Annotated in this window: 13 protein-coding genes and 1 pseudogene; 12 read left to right on the top strand and 2 right to left on the bottom strand. The window is 64.3% G+C overall.

All coding sequences use genetic code 11. The annotated features are described in order from the left end of the window. Nucleotides 1-191 precede the first annotated feature (191 nt). The 11 genes from AC3A6Y_RS33040 to AC3A6Y_RS32990 all read left to right on the top strand — a co-directional run bounded on the left by AC3A6Y_RS33040 (nucleotide 192) and on the right by AC3A6Y_RS32990 (nucleotide 12,470). Nucleotides 192-1,520: an aromatic ring-hydroxylating dioxygenase subunit alpha gene (locus AC3A6Y_RS33040; RefSeq protein ID WP_487872446.1), complete on the top strand. Its 1,329-nt coding sequence runs from the start codon at nucleotides 192-194 to the stop codon at nucleotides 1,518-1,520. 1 nt (nucleotide 1,521) lies between these two features. Beyond that, nucleotides 1,522-1,995 carry an aromatic-ring-hydroxylating dioxygenase subunit beta gene (locus AC3A6Y_RS33035; RefSeq protein WP_487872445.1) on the top strand — a complete coding sequence of 158 codons (474 nt, stop codon included), beginning with the start codon at nucleotides 1,522-1,524 and terminating at the stop codon, nucleotides 1,993-1,995. Between the two features lie 8 nt (nucleotides 1,996-2,003). Then, a complete protein-coding gene (locus AC3A6Y_RS33030; RefSeq protein ID WP_487872444.1) occupies nucleotides 2,004-2,534 on the top strand; it encodes a V4R domain-containing protein in 531 nt (176 codons plus the stop codon). A gap of 7 nt (nucleotides 2,535-2,541) precedes the next feature. Next, nucleotides 2,542-4,161, top strand: a complete 1,620-nt coding sequence (locus tag AC3A6Y_RS33025; protein WP_487872443.1) for an AMP-binding protein — start codon at nucleotides 2,542-2,544, stop codon at nucleotides 4,159-4,161. Continuing rightward, on the top strand, nucleotides 4,158-5,330 hold the full coding sequence (locus AC3A6Y_RS33020; protein WP_487872442.1) for a thiolase family protein: 1,173 nt from the start codon (nucleotides 4,158-4,160) through the stop codon (nucleotides 5,328-5,330). The genes AC3A6Y_RS33025 and AC3A6Y_RS33020 overlap by 4 nt, the downstream gene beginning before the upstream one ends. Next, nucleotides 5,327-6,598 (top strand): SDR family NAD(P)-dependent oxidoreductase, encoded by a 1,272-nt coding sequence (locus AC3A6Y_RS33015; protein ID WP_487872441.1) that lies wholly within the window; start codon nucleotides 5,327-5,329, stop codon nucleotides 6,596-6,598. Before AC3A6Y_RS33020 ends, AC3A6Y_RS33015 begins: the two co-directional genes overlap by 4 nt. Next, complete coding sequence (locus AC3A6Y_RS33010) at nucleotides 6,598-7,389, top strand: cyclase family protein (protein ID WP_487872440.1); 792 nt, start codon at nucleotides 6,598-6,600, stop codon at nucleotides 7,387-7,389. Before AC3A6Y_RS33015 ends, AC3A6Y_RS33010 begins: the two co-directional genes overlap by 1 nt. Before the next feature lie 40 nt (nucleotides 7,390-7,429). After that, nucleotides 7,430-8,212 carry a cyclase family protein gene (locus AC3A6Y_RS33005; RefSeq protein WP_487872439.1) on the top strand — a complete coding sequence of 261 codons (783 nt, stop codon included), beginning with the start codon at nucleotides 7,430-7,432 and terminating at the stop codon, nucleotides 8,210-8,212. A 76-nt stretch (nucleotides 8,213-8,288) separates the two neighbouring features. Continuing rightward, nucleotides 8,289-10,475, top strand: a complete 2,187-nt coding sequence (locus AC3A6Y_RS33000) for a thiamine pyrophosphate-dependent enzyme (protein ID WP_487872438.1) — start codon at nucleotides 8,289-8,291, stop codon at nucleotides 10,473-10,475. Further along, complete coding sequence (locus AC3A6Y_RS32995; protein WP_487872437.1) at nucleotides 10,465-12,027, top strand: indolepyruvate oxidoreductase subunit beta family protein; 1,563 nt, start codon at nucleotides 10,465-10,467, stop codon at nucleotides 12,025-12,027. The genes AC3A6Y_RS33000 and AC3A6Y_RS32995 overlap by 11 nt, the downstream gene beginning before the upstream one ends. Next, the gene (locus tag AC3A6Y_RS32990; protein WP_487872436.1) at nucleotides 12,024-12,470 is read left to right on the top strand and encodes an acyl-CoA thioesterase; all 447 of its coding nucleotides are present in this window, start codon (nucleotides 12,024-12,026) and stop codon (nucleotides 12,468-12,470) included. The genes AC3A6Y_RS32995 and AC3A6Y_RS32990 overlap by 4 nt, the downstream gene beginning before the upstream one ends. A 182-nt stretch (nucleotides 12,471-12,652) precedes the next feature. Here the strand turns inward: AC3A6Y_RS32990 and AC3A6Y_RS32985 are convergent. Together AC3A6Y_RS32985 and AC3A6Y_RS32980 are read right to left on the bottom strand one after the other, a co-directional pair. Next, nucleotides 12,653-13,362: pseudogene (locus AC3A6Y_RS32985) on the bottom strand (IS6 family transposase). 361 nt (nucleotides 13,363-13,723) lie between these two features. Beyond that, nucleotides 13,724-14,644, bottom strand: coding sequence for a LysR family transcriptional regulator (locus AC3A6Y_RS32980; protein WP_487872435.1), 921 nt, complete (start codon nucleotides 14,642-14,644; stop codon nucleotides 13,724-13,726). Between the two features lie 127 nt (nucleotides 14,645-14,771). Between AC3A6Y_RS32980 and AC3A6Y_RS32975 the strand changes: the two genes are divergently transcribed. Beyond that, the gene (locus tag AC3A6Y_RS32975) at nucleotides 14,772-15,755 is read left to right on the top strand and encodes a Bug family tripartite tricarboxylate transporter substrate binding protein (protein WP_487872434.1); all 984 of its coding nucleotides are present in this window, start codon (nucleotides 14,772-14,774) and stop codon (nucleotides 15,753-15,755) included. Nucleotides 15,756-15,770 lie beyond the last annotated feature (15 nt).

Genomic DNA, 15,770 nt, shown 5'->3' with positions numbered 1-15,770 from the left:
AAGGTGTCTCCATGGTCAAGGACTGGTGCGGCTCAGATTTGCGTCAGCCATCCCGCTTTTGGTATACCGACTAAGCCGGATACAAATGCAGAAGTCGCCTGAATTCCGACATAAGCCTTGTAAAAACGCAAAAACACCTTGTATCCCGCCGCTAGTTTAGTATACTGCTGACACCACATCATGAGTTTGACATGAACCTGAAGCAAGTTGGTTCCGCGCAGATCGCGGCGCTCGTCCAGGGCGACAAGGTGCACAAGGACCTCTATCTCAGTGAAGAGCTCTTTGCGATCGAGCAGCGCGAGCTGTTTGGCAACACTTGGTCCTTTCTGGGCCATGCCAGCCAAATCGCCGAGTCCGGCGACTTCTTCACGGTCGACATCGCGGGGCAGTCCCTGATCGTCCTGCGCGATGACAAGGGCGAGATCCGGGCACTGCACAACCGTTGTGCCCACAAGGGAGCGCAGCTGCTCACCACCGAATCCGGCCGGCTGAGCGGGCGCTTCCTGCGCTGTCCCTACCATGCATGGTCGTATCGGCTGGATGGCGCACTGGCGGCCTACCCGCTTCGCTCGGGCTACGAGAACACCGGACTTCTGACCTGCGAATCCGGACGCGGTCTGTCGCCCGTCGCCGCCTTGCATGTCTACCGCGACTTCATCTTTGCGCGGCTGAACGCTGCCGGCCCCACGTTCCACGAGTACTTCGGCGACGTCCTGCCCACGATCGACCTGATGGTCGACCGCTCTCCCGTCGGCCGCCTGGAGATTGCCGGCGGCGTGCTGCGCAGCGTCGTTCACTGCAACTGGAAGCTCTACCTCGAGAACGTCAACGACTCGGTGCATCCGGTGTCGACGCACGAGTCGGCGGTGCGCGCAGCGCAAACCGTTGCGCGCGACCGCGGCCCGGAGCCGATGCCGCTGGCCTTCGAGCAGATCCTTCCGTTCGGAGAACGGTACGAGTTCTTCGAAGGCATGGGCGGCAAGGTCTTTCCGAACGGCCACAGCATCTCCGGAACGCGCTTCAGTGTTCACTCGGGCTACGGGAGCCTGGGCGAGTATGTGAAGGACCTGCAGGCGGCCCATGGGGAGGCGCGTGCGAAACGGGTCCTCGAGCAAGCCCCGCAGAACACCGTCCTCTATCCCAGCCTGGCCATCAAGGGCTCGCCCCAGACCATCCGGGTCATTCGGCCCATCGGGGTCGACAAGACGGTCATCGAGGCCTGGAACTTCCGCACCGTGGGCGGTCCGGACCTGCTGCTGGATCGCGCGCTCACCTACAGCCGCCTGGTCTTCTCGCCGATGTCGGTGGTGGCACACGACGATCTCCATCTGTTCGAGTCCCAGCAGAAGGGCTTGCGATCGGGACCTAACCCATGGGTGAGCCTGCATCGCGACCACGCGCCCGGCGAATCCGACCAGCAGACGGTCGAGACCAGCGGCACCAGCGAGCTGCTCATGCGAAACCAATACCGCGCATGGGCCAAGTTCATGACCATGAACATGAACATGAAGGATGCATGAGATGTCGGTGCCGGAGTGTGTCGAGCTGATCTACCGGGAGGCCTTCCTGCTCGACGAAGGCCGCTATGAGGAATGGCTGCAGCTGTTCTCGCCGGGCGGGCGCTACTGGGTTCCCTTGAGCAGATCCCAGGGCGAGCGTGACGCCCGGCTGTCGATTGCCGACGAGGACCTGGACCTGCTCCGCTTGCGCGTCGAGCGACTGGCCTCCGGCCGGGCGCATTCGCAGCAACCCGCCAGCGTCATGCAGCACGTGCTGCAGCAGCCCATGCTCAGCGAAGAGAGCACCGACGCCGACACCCGCGTCTTCCGGACCGCATTCAACTACTCGGAATGCCGGCAGGACGAGGTCGTGGTGCTGCACGGCCACTACGTTCACCGGCTGGTCCGGCTCGATGGGCAATGGCGCATCGAGCTCAAGCGGGTCAACCTGCTCAACGCAGCGAGCCGCCTGCCGATGATCCAGCTCTTTCCGTGAGCGTGAGCATGACCGCATCGGCACTTCACGACCGGCTGCAATTCGACGTCGAGAACGGGCAGGTACTCGACGAAGACCGGCGCTACGTCCTGCTGCGCGCAGACGTTCTCATGGGCATCTTCGAGAGCCTGTCCGAAGGTGCGGCCGAGGACGCGCTGATGGCGTTCCGGGATTCGGTGAACCGCTACGGCAGTGCCAGCGTCCGCGCCTACGCGAACCCCGCGAACGCCGACCCCGCGCCCCTGCTGGCCAGCGTCGCGGCCGGGGCGGCATCGCTCGGCTGGGGCCGATGGCATTTCGAGTGGGACGGAACGACGTGCCGGCTGCGCGTCTTCAACAGTCCGTTTGCCCAGGCCCACCGGGCGAAGGGCGAGGCGTGCGCTCCGATCGTCGGCATGTTCTCGGCGGTTTGCAGCCACATCTGGCAAGCGCCCGTCCTCGCGAGCGAGAGCGACTGTTTTGCGTGCAGATCACATGCCTCCAGCCCGGAAGAAGAAGCGGTCTGCACTTTCGAAGCCACCCGTCAACCACCAATCTGAGCATCCGATGAGCACTGTCTACGACCGATTCCGCGCGAGCGCCTTGCAATGCGGGGATGCCGACTTCCTCTGCGTCGAAGAGGTCACCGCGGCCAACTACGGCATCGAAGCGCAAACCATCTCGTGGCGCGCTGCAAGCGACCGGGTCGAGACGCTGAAGGTGGCGTACGCGGAAGCCGGCTATGGCCACGGACACCGCGTCGGCCTGCTGCTCGAGAACCGGCCGGACCATCTGTTCCACTGGCTCGCGCTCAACGCCGTGGGCGCCTCGGTGGTCCCGATCAGCGCTGAAATGCGCTCCGCCGAGCTGGAATACCTGATCGGGCATGCGCAGCTGGCATTGGCCATGGTCCTTCCGGGCCGGCTCGAGGTCGTGCAGAAAGCTGCAGCCGTGGTCGGCATCGAGACCCAGGTCGCCACGGCAGACACGACGGACATCCCGCGCCCGGCTGCCGAGGCGCCCCTGTCCGACCGTCCCGGCCTGCAAAGCGAGTGCGCGCTGCTCTACACCTCCGGTACTACCGGGCGCCCCAAGGGCTGCCGCCTGTCCAACGACTATTTCCTGCACATCGGCGACTGGTACACGACGCTCGGTGGCTGGTGCCCGGTGCGTCCGCACGAAGAGCGCATTGTCACGCCGCTGCCCATGAACCACGTCAACGCCATGGCGTTCACCGCCATGGCCGTTATTACCTCCGGCGGCTGCCTGATCCAACTCGACCGGTTCCACCCCAAGACCTGGTGGAAGACCGTGCGCACTACGCGCGCCACCATCTGCCACTACCTGGGCGTCATGCCGGCCATGCTACTGGGGGCCGAACCCTCCGACATGGATCGCGCCCACTCGCTGCGCTGGGCGTTCGGCGCAGGCGTCGCGCGCCAGGACCACGCCCGCTTCGAGGAACGCTTCGGCTTCCCGCTGGTGGAAGGATGGGCCATGACTGAAACGGGCGCGGGCGGCGCAATCCATGCCAATTCCGGCCCGCGCGAAGTCGGTGTCAACTGCTTCGGCATCCCGGGCAAGGACGTCGAGGTGCGCCTGTTGGGCGACGAGGGCCAGGATGTCCCTGACGGCACGCCGGGCGAACTGCTGGTGCGGGCGAAGGGAGAAGATCCGCGTCGCCACTTCTTCTCGGGCTATCTCAAGGATGAATCCGCCACGGAAGAGGCCTGGGCGGGTGGATGGTTCCACACAGGCGACATCGTGCGCCGGGAAGCGACGGGCAGCCTGTACTTCGTCGATCGCAAGAAGAACGTGATCCGGCGCAGCGGCGAGAACATTTCGGCCGTCGAGGTAGAAGGGGTGCTAGTTCGTCACCCCGCCGTCAAGGCGGTTGCAGTGGCCGCCACACCGGACGCAGTCCGAGGAGACGAGGTGATCGCATGCATCGTCCCCAGGGTGCCGATTACGCCGAGCACGCAGGTACAGGTGGCGCGTAGTATTGTCGAGCTCGCGCTCGAGCAACTGGCCTACTACAAGGCGCCCGGCTATATCGCCTTCGTGGACGCGGTGCCGGTCACCAGTTCCCAGAAGGTCCAGCGTGGCGAGCTTCGCCAGATGGTGGAGAAGTTGCCCGGATCGGCCAACTGCGTCGACACGCGGTCGATGAAGACGCGCCAGCCATGATGCCCCAACGCACCGGCTACGAGGGCGTGGCGCTCGTGGCGCCATTCACCGTGCCCTACGAGCGCTACAGCATCCGCAATGCGCAGTGGTTTGCCGCCCAGGCCCTGCGCGGCCTGCTGAAAGAGGCCAGGCTGGACAAGTCGCAGGTCGACGGGATCAGCCTCAGCAGCTTCCTGCTGAGGCCGGACACCGTCGTCGGCCTCACGCAGCAGCTCGGCTTGTTGCCGCGCTGGATGGATGACGTGCCCACGGGGGGCGCCTCCGGCGTCATGGCCCTGCGCCGTGCGGCAAGGGCAGTGCAGTGCGGGGACGCCGACATCATCGCGTGCATCGGCGCGGATACCAATCACGTGGAGTCCTTCCGCCAGGGGCTGGCCAACTTCAGCTCCTTCGCGCGCGACGCGACCTACCCGTACGGTGCGGGCGGGCCGAATTCGATGTTCGCGCTGATCACCGACAACTACATGCGCCAGTTCGGCGCGACCCGTGCCGACTTCGGCCGGATTGCCGTGAGCCAGCGAGCCAACGCTGCGCGCAACCCCAATGCAATGCTGCGCAAGCCCATGAGTCTGGACGACTACCTGGGGGCGCGCCCTATCGCAGATCCCATCCATCTTCTGGATTGCGTTATGCCCTGTGCCGGCGCCGAGGGTTTCCTCGTGATGCGAGAGGAGCGTGCGGAGGCGCTTTCCCTGCCGCACGTGAAATTGCGGGGCGCCATCGAGCGCCACAACGCCTATGCGGACGATCCGGTCATGATCCGCGGAGGTTGGCTTCGCGATCGCGATGAGTTGTACGCACAGGCCGGCATCTCGCCGGACCAAATCGATGTGATCCACACGTATGACGACTATCCGGTCATCGTGCTCATGCAGTTCGAAGGCCTGGGACTGTGTGACCTGGGCGGCGGACCAGAGTTCGTGAGGGAGAACACCTTCACCCACGACGGTACGGTCCCGCACAACACAAGTGGCGGCCAGTTGTCTGCGGGACAGGCCGGCGCGGCCGGCGGCTTTCTTGGGCTCACCGAGACGATGCGCCAGCTGCTAGGCACCGCCGGAGAGCGGCAGGTGAAGGACGCCCGCTGGGGGCTCGCGAGCGGCTTCGGAATCGTCAACTTCGACCGGTGCGTGTGCACCGGCGCCGTCGTCTTGGAGAGCGCACCATGACGTCCCCCGTCTTCCCCCGCAAGAACCCGGTGCTGCGTACGCAGCGAATGAACCTGCCTCCCATGGGGCGAGGTCGCGTGGCCCATGGCCTGACCCGGGCGGCTGCGGTCAGCGATCACCTCGAGCTCCAGGTGTGCGAAGAGTGCGGTGCGGTCCAGTACCCACCTCGCGACGCCTGCGGGACGTGCCTGTCCGCGGACCTGAACTGGCGCAAGCAGAGCCCGTGCGGCGAACTGCTGAGCGTCGCCACGCTGCATCACAGCAATCACCTCTACTTTCGCGAGCGACTGCCGTGGCGAATCGGCGTGGTGCGTCTCGACACCGGTCCGACGGTCATCGCCTTCCTGACCGAAAGCGTGGTGCCGCCCCGGGCCGCTGGCGGCGCCGAGCGAACCAGGGTCCAGGTCCTGCTGCGGCTGGACCGGGCCGGACAGGCCGTGCTTGTGGCACAGCCGATCGAGGAACTCAACATGGATTGGAAGGACAAGCTCCAGATGGAAACCGGATGCAGCCCCCGTGGGCGAAAGATCCTCGTGACTGACGGAAAGACCGCCGTGGGGCAGGCCATCGTGCGTGCGCTGCTCGAGGCGGGCGCGGAGACCGTCTGGGTCGGCTATTCCGAGCCGTGGAAGCGCGGGGAAGAAATCGCGAGGCTCAAGGACGTCCCTGGCGTCGAAGCCGTCGCATTGGACCTCACCGATGCGCGCTCGGTGGCAGCCCTGGGCGGCGAGCTCGGAGGCAAGGTGGACATCGTGGTGAGCAACGCGGAAGTGCACCGCACCGAGAGCATTTGGTCCCGGCCAGGCACCGACATTGCCCGGGCCGAGATGGAAGTGAACTACTTCGGGCTGCTTCGCTTGGCGCAGGCATTTGGCCCGGCATTAAAGGGCCGCGCGGCAGATGGACCGGGTCACGCCGTGGCATGGGTCAACCTCCTCTCGGTGTTTGCCCTGTCCAACCTGCCCTCCCAAGGCACCTTCTCCGCGTCCAAGGCCGCCGCCTGGTCGCTGTCGCAAGGCCTGCGCGCGGAGATGCTGCCCCACGGCATTCGCGTGCTGAACGTCTTTCCCGGGCCCATCGACGATGAGTGGAACCAGAACGTGCCGCCACCCAAGCTGTCGGCCGGCTCACTGGCGGGCGCGATGGTCCGCGCCCTGACCGACGGGGTGGAGGACCTGTACCCGGGCGAGGTTGCGCAAGAGTGGTTCGCGCGCTGGAAGGACAACCACAAGGCGCTCGAGCGAGAGCTCGTCGCGGGAGGGCTGTGATGACTTCCGGCTCCCTTCTGCAGGCGCTCGCGCAAGCGCTCCAAACCCGGACGATCCGCGTGATCGACCTCACGCAAACCCTGTCGCCAGGCTTCCCGACGATCTCGCTGCCGCCCGAACTGGGCCAGGCATGGCCCTTCCGGATCGAGGAGATCTCTCACTACGACGAGCGGGGTCCGGGTCAATACTGGAACAACTTCTCGTGCAGCGAGCACACCGGCACGCACCTGGATGCGCCGGCACACTGGATCTCCGGGCGCCACCTGCCGCACAACACGGTCGACACGCTGGACGTGCAGCAGCTCCTCGCACCGGCTTGCGTCATCGACTGCTCGGCCGCGGCAGCCAAGGACCCGGACTACCTCCTCAGCGTGGAAGACATCCTGGCGTTCGAGTCGCAGCACGGCCGCATCCCGGCGGGCGCCTGGCTCCTGATGCGCACGGACTGGAGCAAGCGCAGCGACGCCGTCGCCTACCAGAACTTCGACGAGACGGGCCAGCACACGCCCGGCCCCGGAACGGACGCCGTCAGGTTCCTGGTGGAGGAAAGAGACGTGCTGGGCTTCGGCTCGGAAGTGATCGGTACGGATGCGGGGCAGGGCTACCACCTGAAGCCCCCCTATCCCTGCCACTCCCTGATGCACGGCGCCGGAAAGCTGGGCCTGCAGTGCCTGACCAACCTGGATCTGCTGCCGCCGACCGGCGCGCTCATCCTCACGCCTCCGCTGAAGATTCTCAAGGGCTCCGGGAGTCCACTGCGCGTGCTGGCGCTGGTGGAAACGCAGCGGTGAGCCTTCGCGCTCCATCCCATCAAGACAAGGGGCCCTCGCCATGAACACACTGCATCAACTGACCGAGTCGATCCGGTCGCGCAAGATCAGCGTCGTCGACCTGACCCAGACCCTGAGCGAGGACTTCCCATCCCTTCAGTTGCCTCCCGAGTTCGGCCAGGTCCAGGGCTTCAGGCGCGATCGAATCTCGAAGTACGACGAAGCAGGACCCGACTGGTACTGGAACAACTTCAGCTGCGGCGAGCACACAGGCACCCACTTCGACGCGCCAGCGCACTGGATCACCGGCCGCGAGCATGCCGCCAATACGGTCGACACCATCGCCGTCGAGAACTTCCTGACGCCCGCCGTGGTCGTCGATGCCAGTGCGCACGTGGCCGGGGACAGCGACTGGCTGCTCACCCCGGCGTTCCTGGAAAATTGGGAGACCCGGCATGGCCGCATTCCGGCCCGTGCCTGGGTCCTGTTCAGGACCGATTGGTCCAAGCGTGTGAATGACCCGGCCCGCTTCCTGAACACGCGCGAGGACGGCGCCCACACACCGGGCCCGACGCAGGAGGCCATCGAATGGCTCATCCGCGAGCGTGACGTGCATGGCTTCGGCGTGGAGACGATCAACACCGATGCTGGCCAATCCTTCAGGTGGCCCCTGGCCTACCCGTGCCACACCCTGATGCACGGCGCAGGAAAGTACGGGCTGCAGTGCCTCACCAACCTGGACCTGCTTCCCGCCACCGGGGCCGTGATCTTCTCGGCGCCGTTGAAGATCCTGGAGGGCTCCGGAAGCCCCTTGCGCGTGCTCGCCCTCACCGAGCTTTCCTGAACGCAAGCGCCGTTGCCGGGCCCCTGAGGCCCCCTCCCCCATCCATTCCATTCCATCCAGAACCGCGAGAATCGCCATGGCAGAACGTTCCTTCAAGCACGAAGTCGAGAAGCTCAAAATTGCGCCCGGCGCAGAGTTCGAGGGAGAAGGCATTCTTGCCGTGACCAAGGCCTTGCTGCAGTCGGGCGTGGCCTATGTCGGCGGCTATCAGGGCTCGCCCGTGTCGCATCTGATGGACGTCCTGGCCGATGCGAGCGAGATCCTCGACGAGTTGGGCGTCCATTTCGACAGCAGCGCCAGCGAGGCCACGGCTGCAGCGATGCTGGGCGCCTCGGTCCACTACCCGCTGCGCGGTGCGATCACCTTCAAGTCGACCGTGGGCACCAATGTCGCAGCCGACGCATTGTCGAACCTCGCCTCTGGCGGCGTGACCGGCGGGGTGCTGGTGATCCTCGGCGAGGACTATGGAGAGGGTTCGAGCATCATCCAGGAGCGCTCGCATGCGTTCGCGATGAAGTCGCAGATGTGGCTGCTCGACCCCCGGCCCAATCACGCCTCGCTGGTGCGCGCCGTCGAGAAGGCGTTCGAGCTGTCCGAGGCCAGCCGGACGCCCGCCATGCTGACCATGCGCGTGCGCGCCTGTCACTCCCACGGCCGCTTCATCGCTGCCGAAAACCGGAGGCCGCTATTCACCGTCAAGGATGCGCTCGACGAGCCCCGGCGCGACATCCAGCGCATGGCCCTGGCCCCGGCCACCTTCGTGCATGAGCACGAGAAGATTGCGGACCGCTGGCCGGCGGCGCAGGCCTTCATCCAGGCGCACCGGCTCAACGAGGTCTTCGGGGACCCCAAGCTCCCTGTCGGCCTGGTGGTCCAGGGCGGGCTCTACAACTCGTTGATGCGTGCCCTGGAATTGCTGGGGCTGGCCGACGTGTACGGAAACACGGCGCTGCCGATCTACGTGATGAACGTGGTGTATCCGGTCGTGGACCTCGAAGTGCAGGCCTTCTTCGAGGGCAAGGACGCCGTGCTGATGCTCGAAGAAGGTCAACCCGAATTCATCGAGCAGACCTTGCACACCCTCGTGAATCGCCAGCAGCTGAAGACGCGCGTTCACGGGAAGGACATGCTGCCCAAGGCCGGCGAGTACACGACCCTGGTCATGCTCAAGGGCTTGCGGCGCTTCCTCCAGAAGTACGCGCCGTCGATGCTGACGCAGGAAGGGATGCCGGAAGGCGTCAGGCAGATGCTGGCCCCCAAGGTCACGCCGATCATTCCCTCCATGCCCGGAGTCGCGCTCGACGACGGCGGGCCCGTGCTCCCGAGGCCGCCGTCCTTCTGTACCGGGTGCCCCGAGCGGCCCGTCTTCACCGCGCTGAAGATGGTGGAGAAGGAGACGGGCAAGCATCACATCAGCGCCGACATCGGCTGCCATCAGTTCGCCGCGCTGGCACCCTTCGACATCGGCGCAACCTCCATGGGCTACGGCCTGGGCGCTGCGGGTGCGGCCGCCTTGAATACCGGGCAGACGGGAAGGCGCAGCGTCAGCATCATGGGCGACGGCGGCTTCTGGCACAACGGCCTGACTTCCGGTGTCGGCAATGCGGTCTTCAACCAGAGCGACAACGTCATCGTGCTGGTCGACAACGGCTACTCAGCCGCCACGGGGGGGCAGGACATCCTGTCGTCCCGGGGCGCCGGGCCGACCCGCACGGCGTCCTTACCGATCGCCGAGGCGGTCCGCGGCATCGGCGTCAAATGGATTCGGTCGGTTTCGCGCACCTACGACCTGAAGGCCATGAAGGCGGCGCTCCGGGACGCGCTGACGTCGCAGGAGCCGGGCCCGAAGGTGGTGATCGCGCAATCCGAGTGCATGCTCAACAAGCAGCGTCGCACGAAGCCCCAGGTCCGGGAGCGATTGAAGGCCGGGGCGCGCGTCGTGCAGGAGAAGTTCGGGGTGGATGCAGAGACCTGCACGGGCGATCACTCGTGCATCCGGCTGTCGGGCTGTCCTTCCTTGACCATCAAGGACAACCCCGACCCGCTGCGGCAGGACCCCGTGGCCACGGTCGAGTCCAGTTGCGTCGCATGCGGACACTGCGGGGAAGTGTCCCATGCAGCCGTGCTCTGCCCGTCCTTCTACCGCATTGAAGTGGTCCGCAACGCCGGCTGGTTCGAGCGGTTGACGGGCCGGCTGGCCAATGCCGTCATCGAGCCGCTGCAACGCCGCCTGGCTGCACGGGAGATTCGATATGCAGCCTGAAGTCAGCATGCGGCCGTTGAAGATTGCCGTCCTGGCGATGGGCGGTGAGGGCGGCGGTGTCCTGGCGGACTGGATCGTGCAGACCGCCGAGCGCCAGGGTTTCCATGCGCAATCGACGTCCGTTCCGGGCGTGGCCCAGCGCACGGGTGCGACCATCTACTACGTCGAGATTCTTCCGGTGGTGCGCGGAACGGTGGCGGCGCCGATCTTCGCGCTGATGCCGACCCCGGGCGATGTGGACGTGGTGATCGCATCGGAGCTCATGGAGGCGGCGCGCGCAGTCCAGCGCGGCCTGGTGACGCCCGACCGCACGCTCCTGATTGCCTCCTCTCACCGGGTCTATGCGCTGCAGGAAAAGATGGCCATGGGGGACGGCCGGGTGGACTCGAACGCCTTCCGTGCGCAATGCGAGCGGGCGTCGCGCCAGCTCGTTCTCCAGGATTTCGCCGCTGTTGCCGAAAAGGCAGGAAGCGTGATCAGCGCGAGCCTCTTCGGGGCGCTGGCGGCAGCCGGGCTGCCGGGTTTGCCCCGCGACATGTGCGAGGAAGCCATTCGAGAAGGAGGCGTGGGCGTCGCCACGAGCCTGAAGGCCTTCGACGCCGGCTTCTCCGCGGGAACCGATGCAAGGCCGGTGGGTGGCGAAGCGAAATCCGCTGGTTCGACGCCAGCCGATCCACGACTCGAAGACCTCGTGCAGCGCATCGAGCGGGACTACCCCTCCTCCACGCACGCGACCTTGCGTGCCGGCATCGCGAAGACGTCGGACTATCAGTGCAGGGACTATGCGCAGCTCTACCTCGACAAGATGGATGAGGTGCATCGGCTGGACGCGGCGCGGGGTGATGGCTCCTTCAGGCTGACCAACGAAGTGGCGCGCCATCTGGCGCTGTGGATGAGCTTCGAGGATCTTCCTCGTGTCGCCGAGTTGAAGATCCGCAAGTCGAGGTTCGAGCGCGTCCGCCAGGAGATCGGCGCGGCGCCGGGCCAGATCGTGCGGATCAACGAGTACTTTCATCCGAGGCTCGAGGAGATTGCGGAAACGCTGCCACCCGCGCTTGGGCGCTTCGTCCTCCGCTCTCGGCTCGTTCGCTCGGTGCTGGGCCCGTTGACGACGAACGGCCGGGTCGTTCGCAGTTCGTCCCTGGTCGGATTTCTGGCTCTCTACGGCGTGTCCCGATTCAAGGCAGTTCGCAAGTACTCCTTGCGCTACCAACACGAGATGAGCGAAATGTCCGACTGGCTCGCATACATCGACAGGGCGACCAGCCAGGACTATGACCTGGCGTGCGAAATCGCCCAATGCCAGCGCCTCATCAAGGGCTACAGCGACACCCATGCGCGGGGCATGCGCAACTTCAAGGCCATCATGTCCCTGCTGGAGCGGCTGCCTGCCGCAAATGCGGCATCCAAGGTCAAGGCGCTTCGGGAGGCCGCATTGGAGGACGAGGGCGGACTTGCGCTGGAGGGGGCGATGAGATCCATGAGCCCCCTCCCGTCATCGCCTGAGTTTGAACCGGTCCCGGCACGCTCGCTGAGAGGATGCCCGCCATGAAGCGTCACGAAATGAGCGTGGAGATCGGCTTCAGGCACTGCGATCCCGCAGGAATCGTCTTCTATCCGCGCTATGCCGAGATGGTCAACGACACGGTCGAGCACTGGTTCAAGCACGGCCTTGGCGTCGACTTCGATTGCCTGCATCGTGTTCGCAGGATCGCGATCCCCACGGTCAAGCTGAATTTCAACTTCATGTCGCCCAGCCGGTTGGGCGAGGTATTGACCTCGACCTTGCGCGTGGAGGAGACGGGCCGCAGTTCCGTCTCTTTCATCGTGGGTCTTGCTGGCCAGGACGAGCGGCCAAGGATACTGGCCGAGGTAAAAATTGTCTTTGTTTGCATGGAGTCGATGAAGTCTCTGGAGATCCCTTCGGATCTGAAGCGATCGATCGAAGACTACCGCTGTTCAGCCGAGCCGTTGGTTCGACAAGTCCGTTCCTGATAGAAATATCGACTCCGGCAGCCCCATTGGAACCATGCCGCCAACGTTGGCCCTCCAGCATTCCGTGACGGCGCATCGCTTCGGGAGCGCCCCTGCGGAACTAGGCTGCGACCCAACTCTTTCTTCACGGTTCTGTCGCAATAGCAGCGCCGGGCCGAGGGAGTGCGCGTCGTGCGTGTCGCTCAGAACGCCAGCGAGTAGAACTGCGCTGCTGCGGAGGCGGCTTGGCTTTTGCGGCAGTGCCTCTGCCCCTTCCTGATCATGTGCATTGTCTCGATGCCGGCAATGAGCGCCCGCGCGGATCGGAATGACTTGAAGCCGAGCATCGGGCGCACGATGCGTTTGACGGCCCGATGGTCTTGTTCGACGATGTTGTTGAGGTACTTCGACTGGCGCATCTCGATGTCCGCACCGGAGTCGGCTTGAATGCTCTGGATGGCGGCCGTGTTGGCACCGCTCTTGTCACTCGTGATCTTCTCAGGTACACCGTGCAGGCCGATGGCCTGCTCAAAAAAGCATCGGGTCGCCGCGTGATCGCGCTTGGCGCGAAGCAGAAAGTCGATCGTATCGCCGTCGCGATCGACGGCTCGGTACAGATACCTTGGCCAGCGACCCTGATTTATGTCTCGTCCATCCGCCAACTCGTGCCCACCGGACGTTTGCGTCGGCGAAACACCACGGCCAGCACCGGAAGGATCTTGATCGACCAACGATGAACCGTCGCGTGGTCGACGAGCACGCCGCGCTCGGCCATCATCTCCTCGATATGACGGAAGCTCAAAGGGTAGGCCGCATACCACCGCACGCACACCAGCATCACCTCCAGCGGGTAATGCATCCGCTTGATCACCTTGCGCAGCACTTCAATCACCGTCTTCGTCCCTGACATCATCTGACCTTCAGGGTACCAGCGTCGGCTTATGCGACAGTACCCTTGCCCGTGATGCTCGAGCAGAAGTGTGCGCGGCGATCTATGCGGCGCCGAATTGGATGTTCCAAGGCAGCGGCGCCTCGTGGTCGTCGCGCCGGCCAGCGCGTCGCGCTCGGCAATGAGTGCAGCGAGTTCTTCAGCGGTGATGGAAGCAGTGATTGGCGTGGCGACACGCCCGCTTGGAGCGGCATGCCCCATCATCGTCTCTTCAGGTCAGGCCACGCTGCAATAGCGCGGACGGCAACCAGTGGGCGGACTCAGGGCTGCCCTGGGCGGAGCTGGGACGCGGAACAGCAGTAGGCACTTCAGCAGGGCCTGAGCGTCACATCCGCCCGGTCCACTTCCGCTCGTAGTCATGGGCGGCAAATTCATCAACCATGAAGTTGATAAACGAGCGAACCTTCGCAGACAAGTGTTTACGGCTGGGGTAGGCGATATTGATCGTGAGCTGTGGCAACTCCCACTCGTCCAGCACGGGCACCAAACGGCCGGCAACAACATCGTCATAGAGGATGTAGCTGGGCTGCACGAGTATTCCATGGCCGTTCAGTGCAGCTGCCCTGAGCACTTGACCATCGTTTGACTCGAGCAGCCCATGAACCGTCACTGACTCCCGCTGCGCGCCGCGAGTGAAACTCAGCTCATTCGGGTTCTTCGCATAGACGTATAGCAGAAGAGCGTGCAGTGAAAGCTCGCGCGGATGCTGCGGCACGCCTCGGTTGGCAAGGTATGCCGGAGATGCCGCCAGGAATCTCCGTGTCGTCCCCAAACGGCGAATCGTGATGGTGCTGTCCGGCTCCTGCTCTCGTGTGCGGATCGCGACATCGATCCCGTTGTCGATCATGTCCAGGTACCTGTTCGCAGTTTCTACATGCACCCGTAGCTGGGGGTAGAGCTGGTGGAAGCGTGGCAGGCGAGGCGCAATGATCTGCATCGAGAAAGACAGCGAGGCGCTGACTCGTAGAACGCCTGAGGGATTGAGGGTGGCGCTATGAAGGGCCGATTCCGCTTCGTCCAGCTCACTGAGGATGTGCCGTGCACGTTCAAGGAACTCCTGACCCTCGCGTGTCAGGTAGAGGCGACGGGTGTTCCGCTCAACTAGCCGCACCTTGACGCGGTTCTCAAGCGAAGCCAAGTAGCGACTCGCGGCAGGATTGGACAAGCCCAACGTCTCCGCGGCCTTGCTGAGACTTCCCCGCTCTGCAACATGGATGAAAAGTGACAGCTCAGTGAATCGGTCCATTTTTCCGCTTCAAGGAAATGTGAATTCCGTTCTGGGTTCTTTTCAGTCGATTGGTGAAATTATAGACTGTGCTTTACCGGCCCGGTATACGGGAACTCCTGTCCCACGGTCCCACTTTGGAGCAAGCATGAGCATCAATCGTTTTCTTGCGGCTTTTTCCCGCCGTTCCGCGCCCGTACTCGCGGCAGCAACACTCCTGGTCGGATCTGCCTTCGCCCAGACAACGTTTCCGACCAAGCCCATCCGGCTGGTTGTCGCGACGCCGGCAGGAACTTCACCGGACGTTTCAGCCCGATTCATTGCAGAGCGCCTCTCCAGGGATCTTGGACAGCCGGTACTCGTAGACAACAAGCCGGGGGCGAGCTCGATCATTGGCGCGGACGCAGTGGCCAAGGCTCCCGCCGATGGATACACGCTTTTTTACGGCACAGCTCCGGCTATCTCGTTGAACCCCCACTTGTTTGCCAAGCTGCCGTATAAGCCTTCCGACTTTGTGCCGATCATCCACCTCGTGGACGTTAATTTTGTGTTGAGCGTTCGCGCGGATTCGCCGTACAAGTCGGTTGACGAAGTGTTGCAAGCCGCCAAGCGGCAGCCTGGCAAGCTGACCTATTCGTCACATGGAGAGGGCACACCCAACCATGTTGCCATGTTGGAGCTGTTGCAAAAGACCGGCGCAACCATGACGCACGTGCCATACAAAGATGGAGGCATCCTGGACGTCATGAGCGGAGTCGTGGATTGGACGTTCGCCGCGTCGGCCGATGCCATCCCTCAGATCAAGGGAGGCAAGCTGCGAGCGCTGGCAGTGTCCGCAAAAGGACGTATGCCGAGTCTGCCGGGCATCCCCGCCTTGTCCGAGAGCTTTCCTGGCAGCCAGTTGTACTCATGGAACGGCATTTTCGCACCGCGTGGCACCCCTCCGGGAGTAGTGGATCGCTTGTCGGTGGCACTGCAGAAGATCGCAGCATCGAGCGAGTTCCGCCAGTACCTGCTCGAACTTGGCTTGGTTCCCGGCGGCGGAACACCGGCGGAGTTTAGTTCGTTCCTGGCCAAGGATTTCGAAAACTGGGGAGCCGTCGTGAAGCGGAATGGCATTCGCCTCGACTGATGCGGCCAACCGGAA

The sequence above is a fragment of the Variovorax sp. Soil_C_17 genome (assembly GCF_057657265.1).
This window is presented reverse-complemented; position numbering and strand designations above follow the sequence as displayed.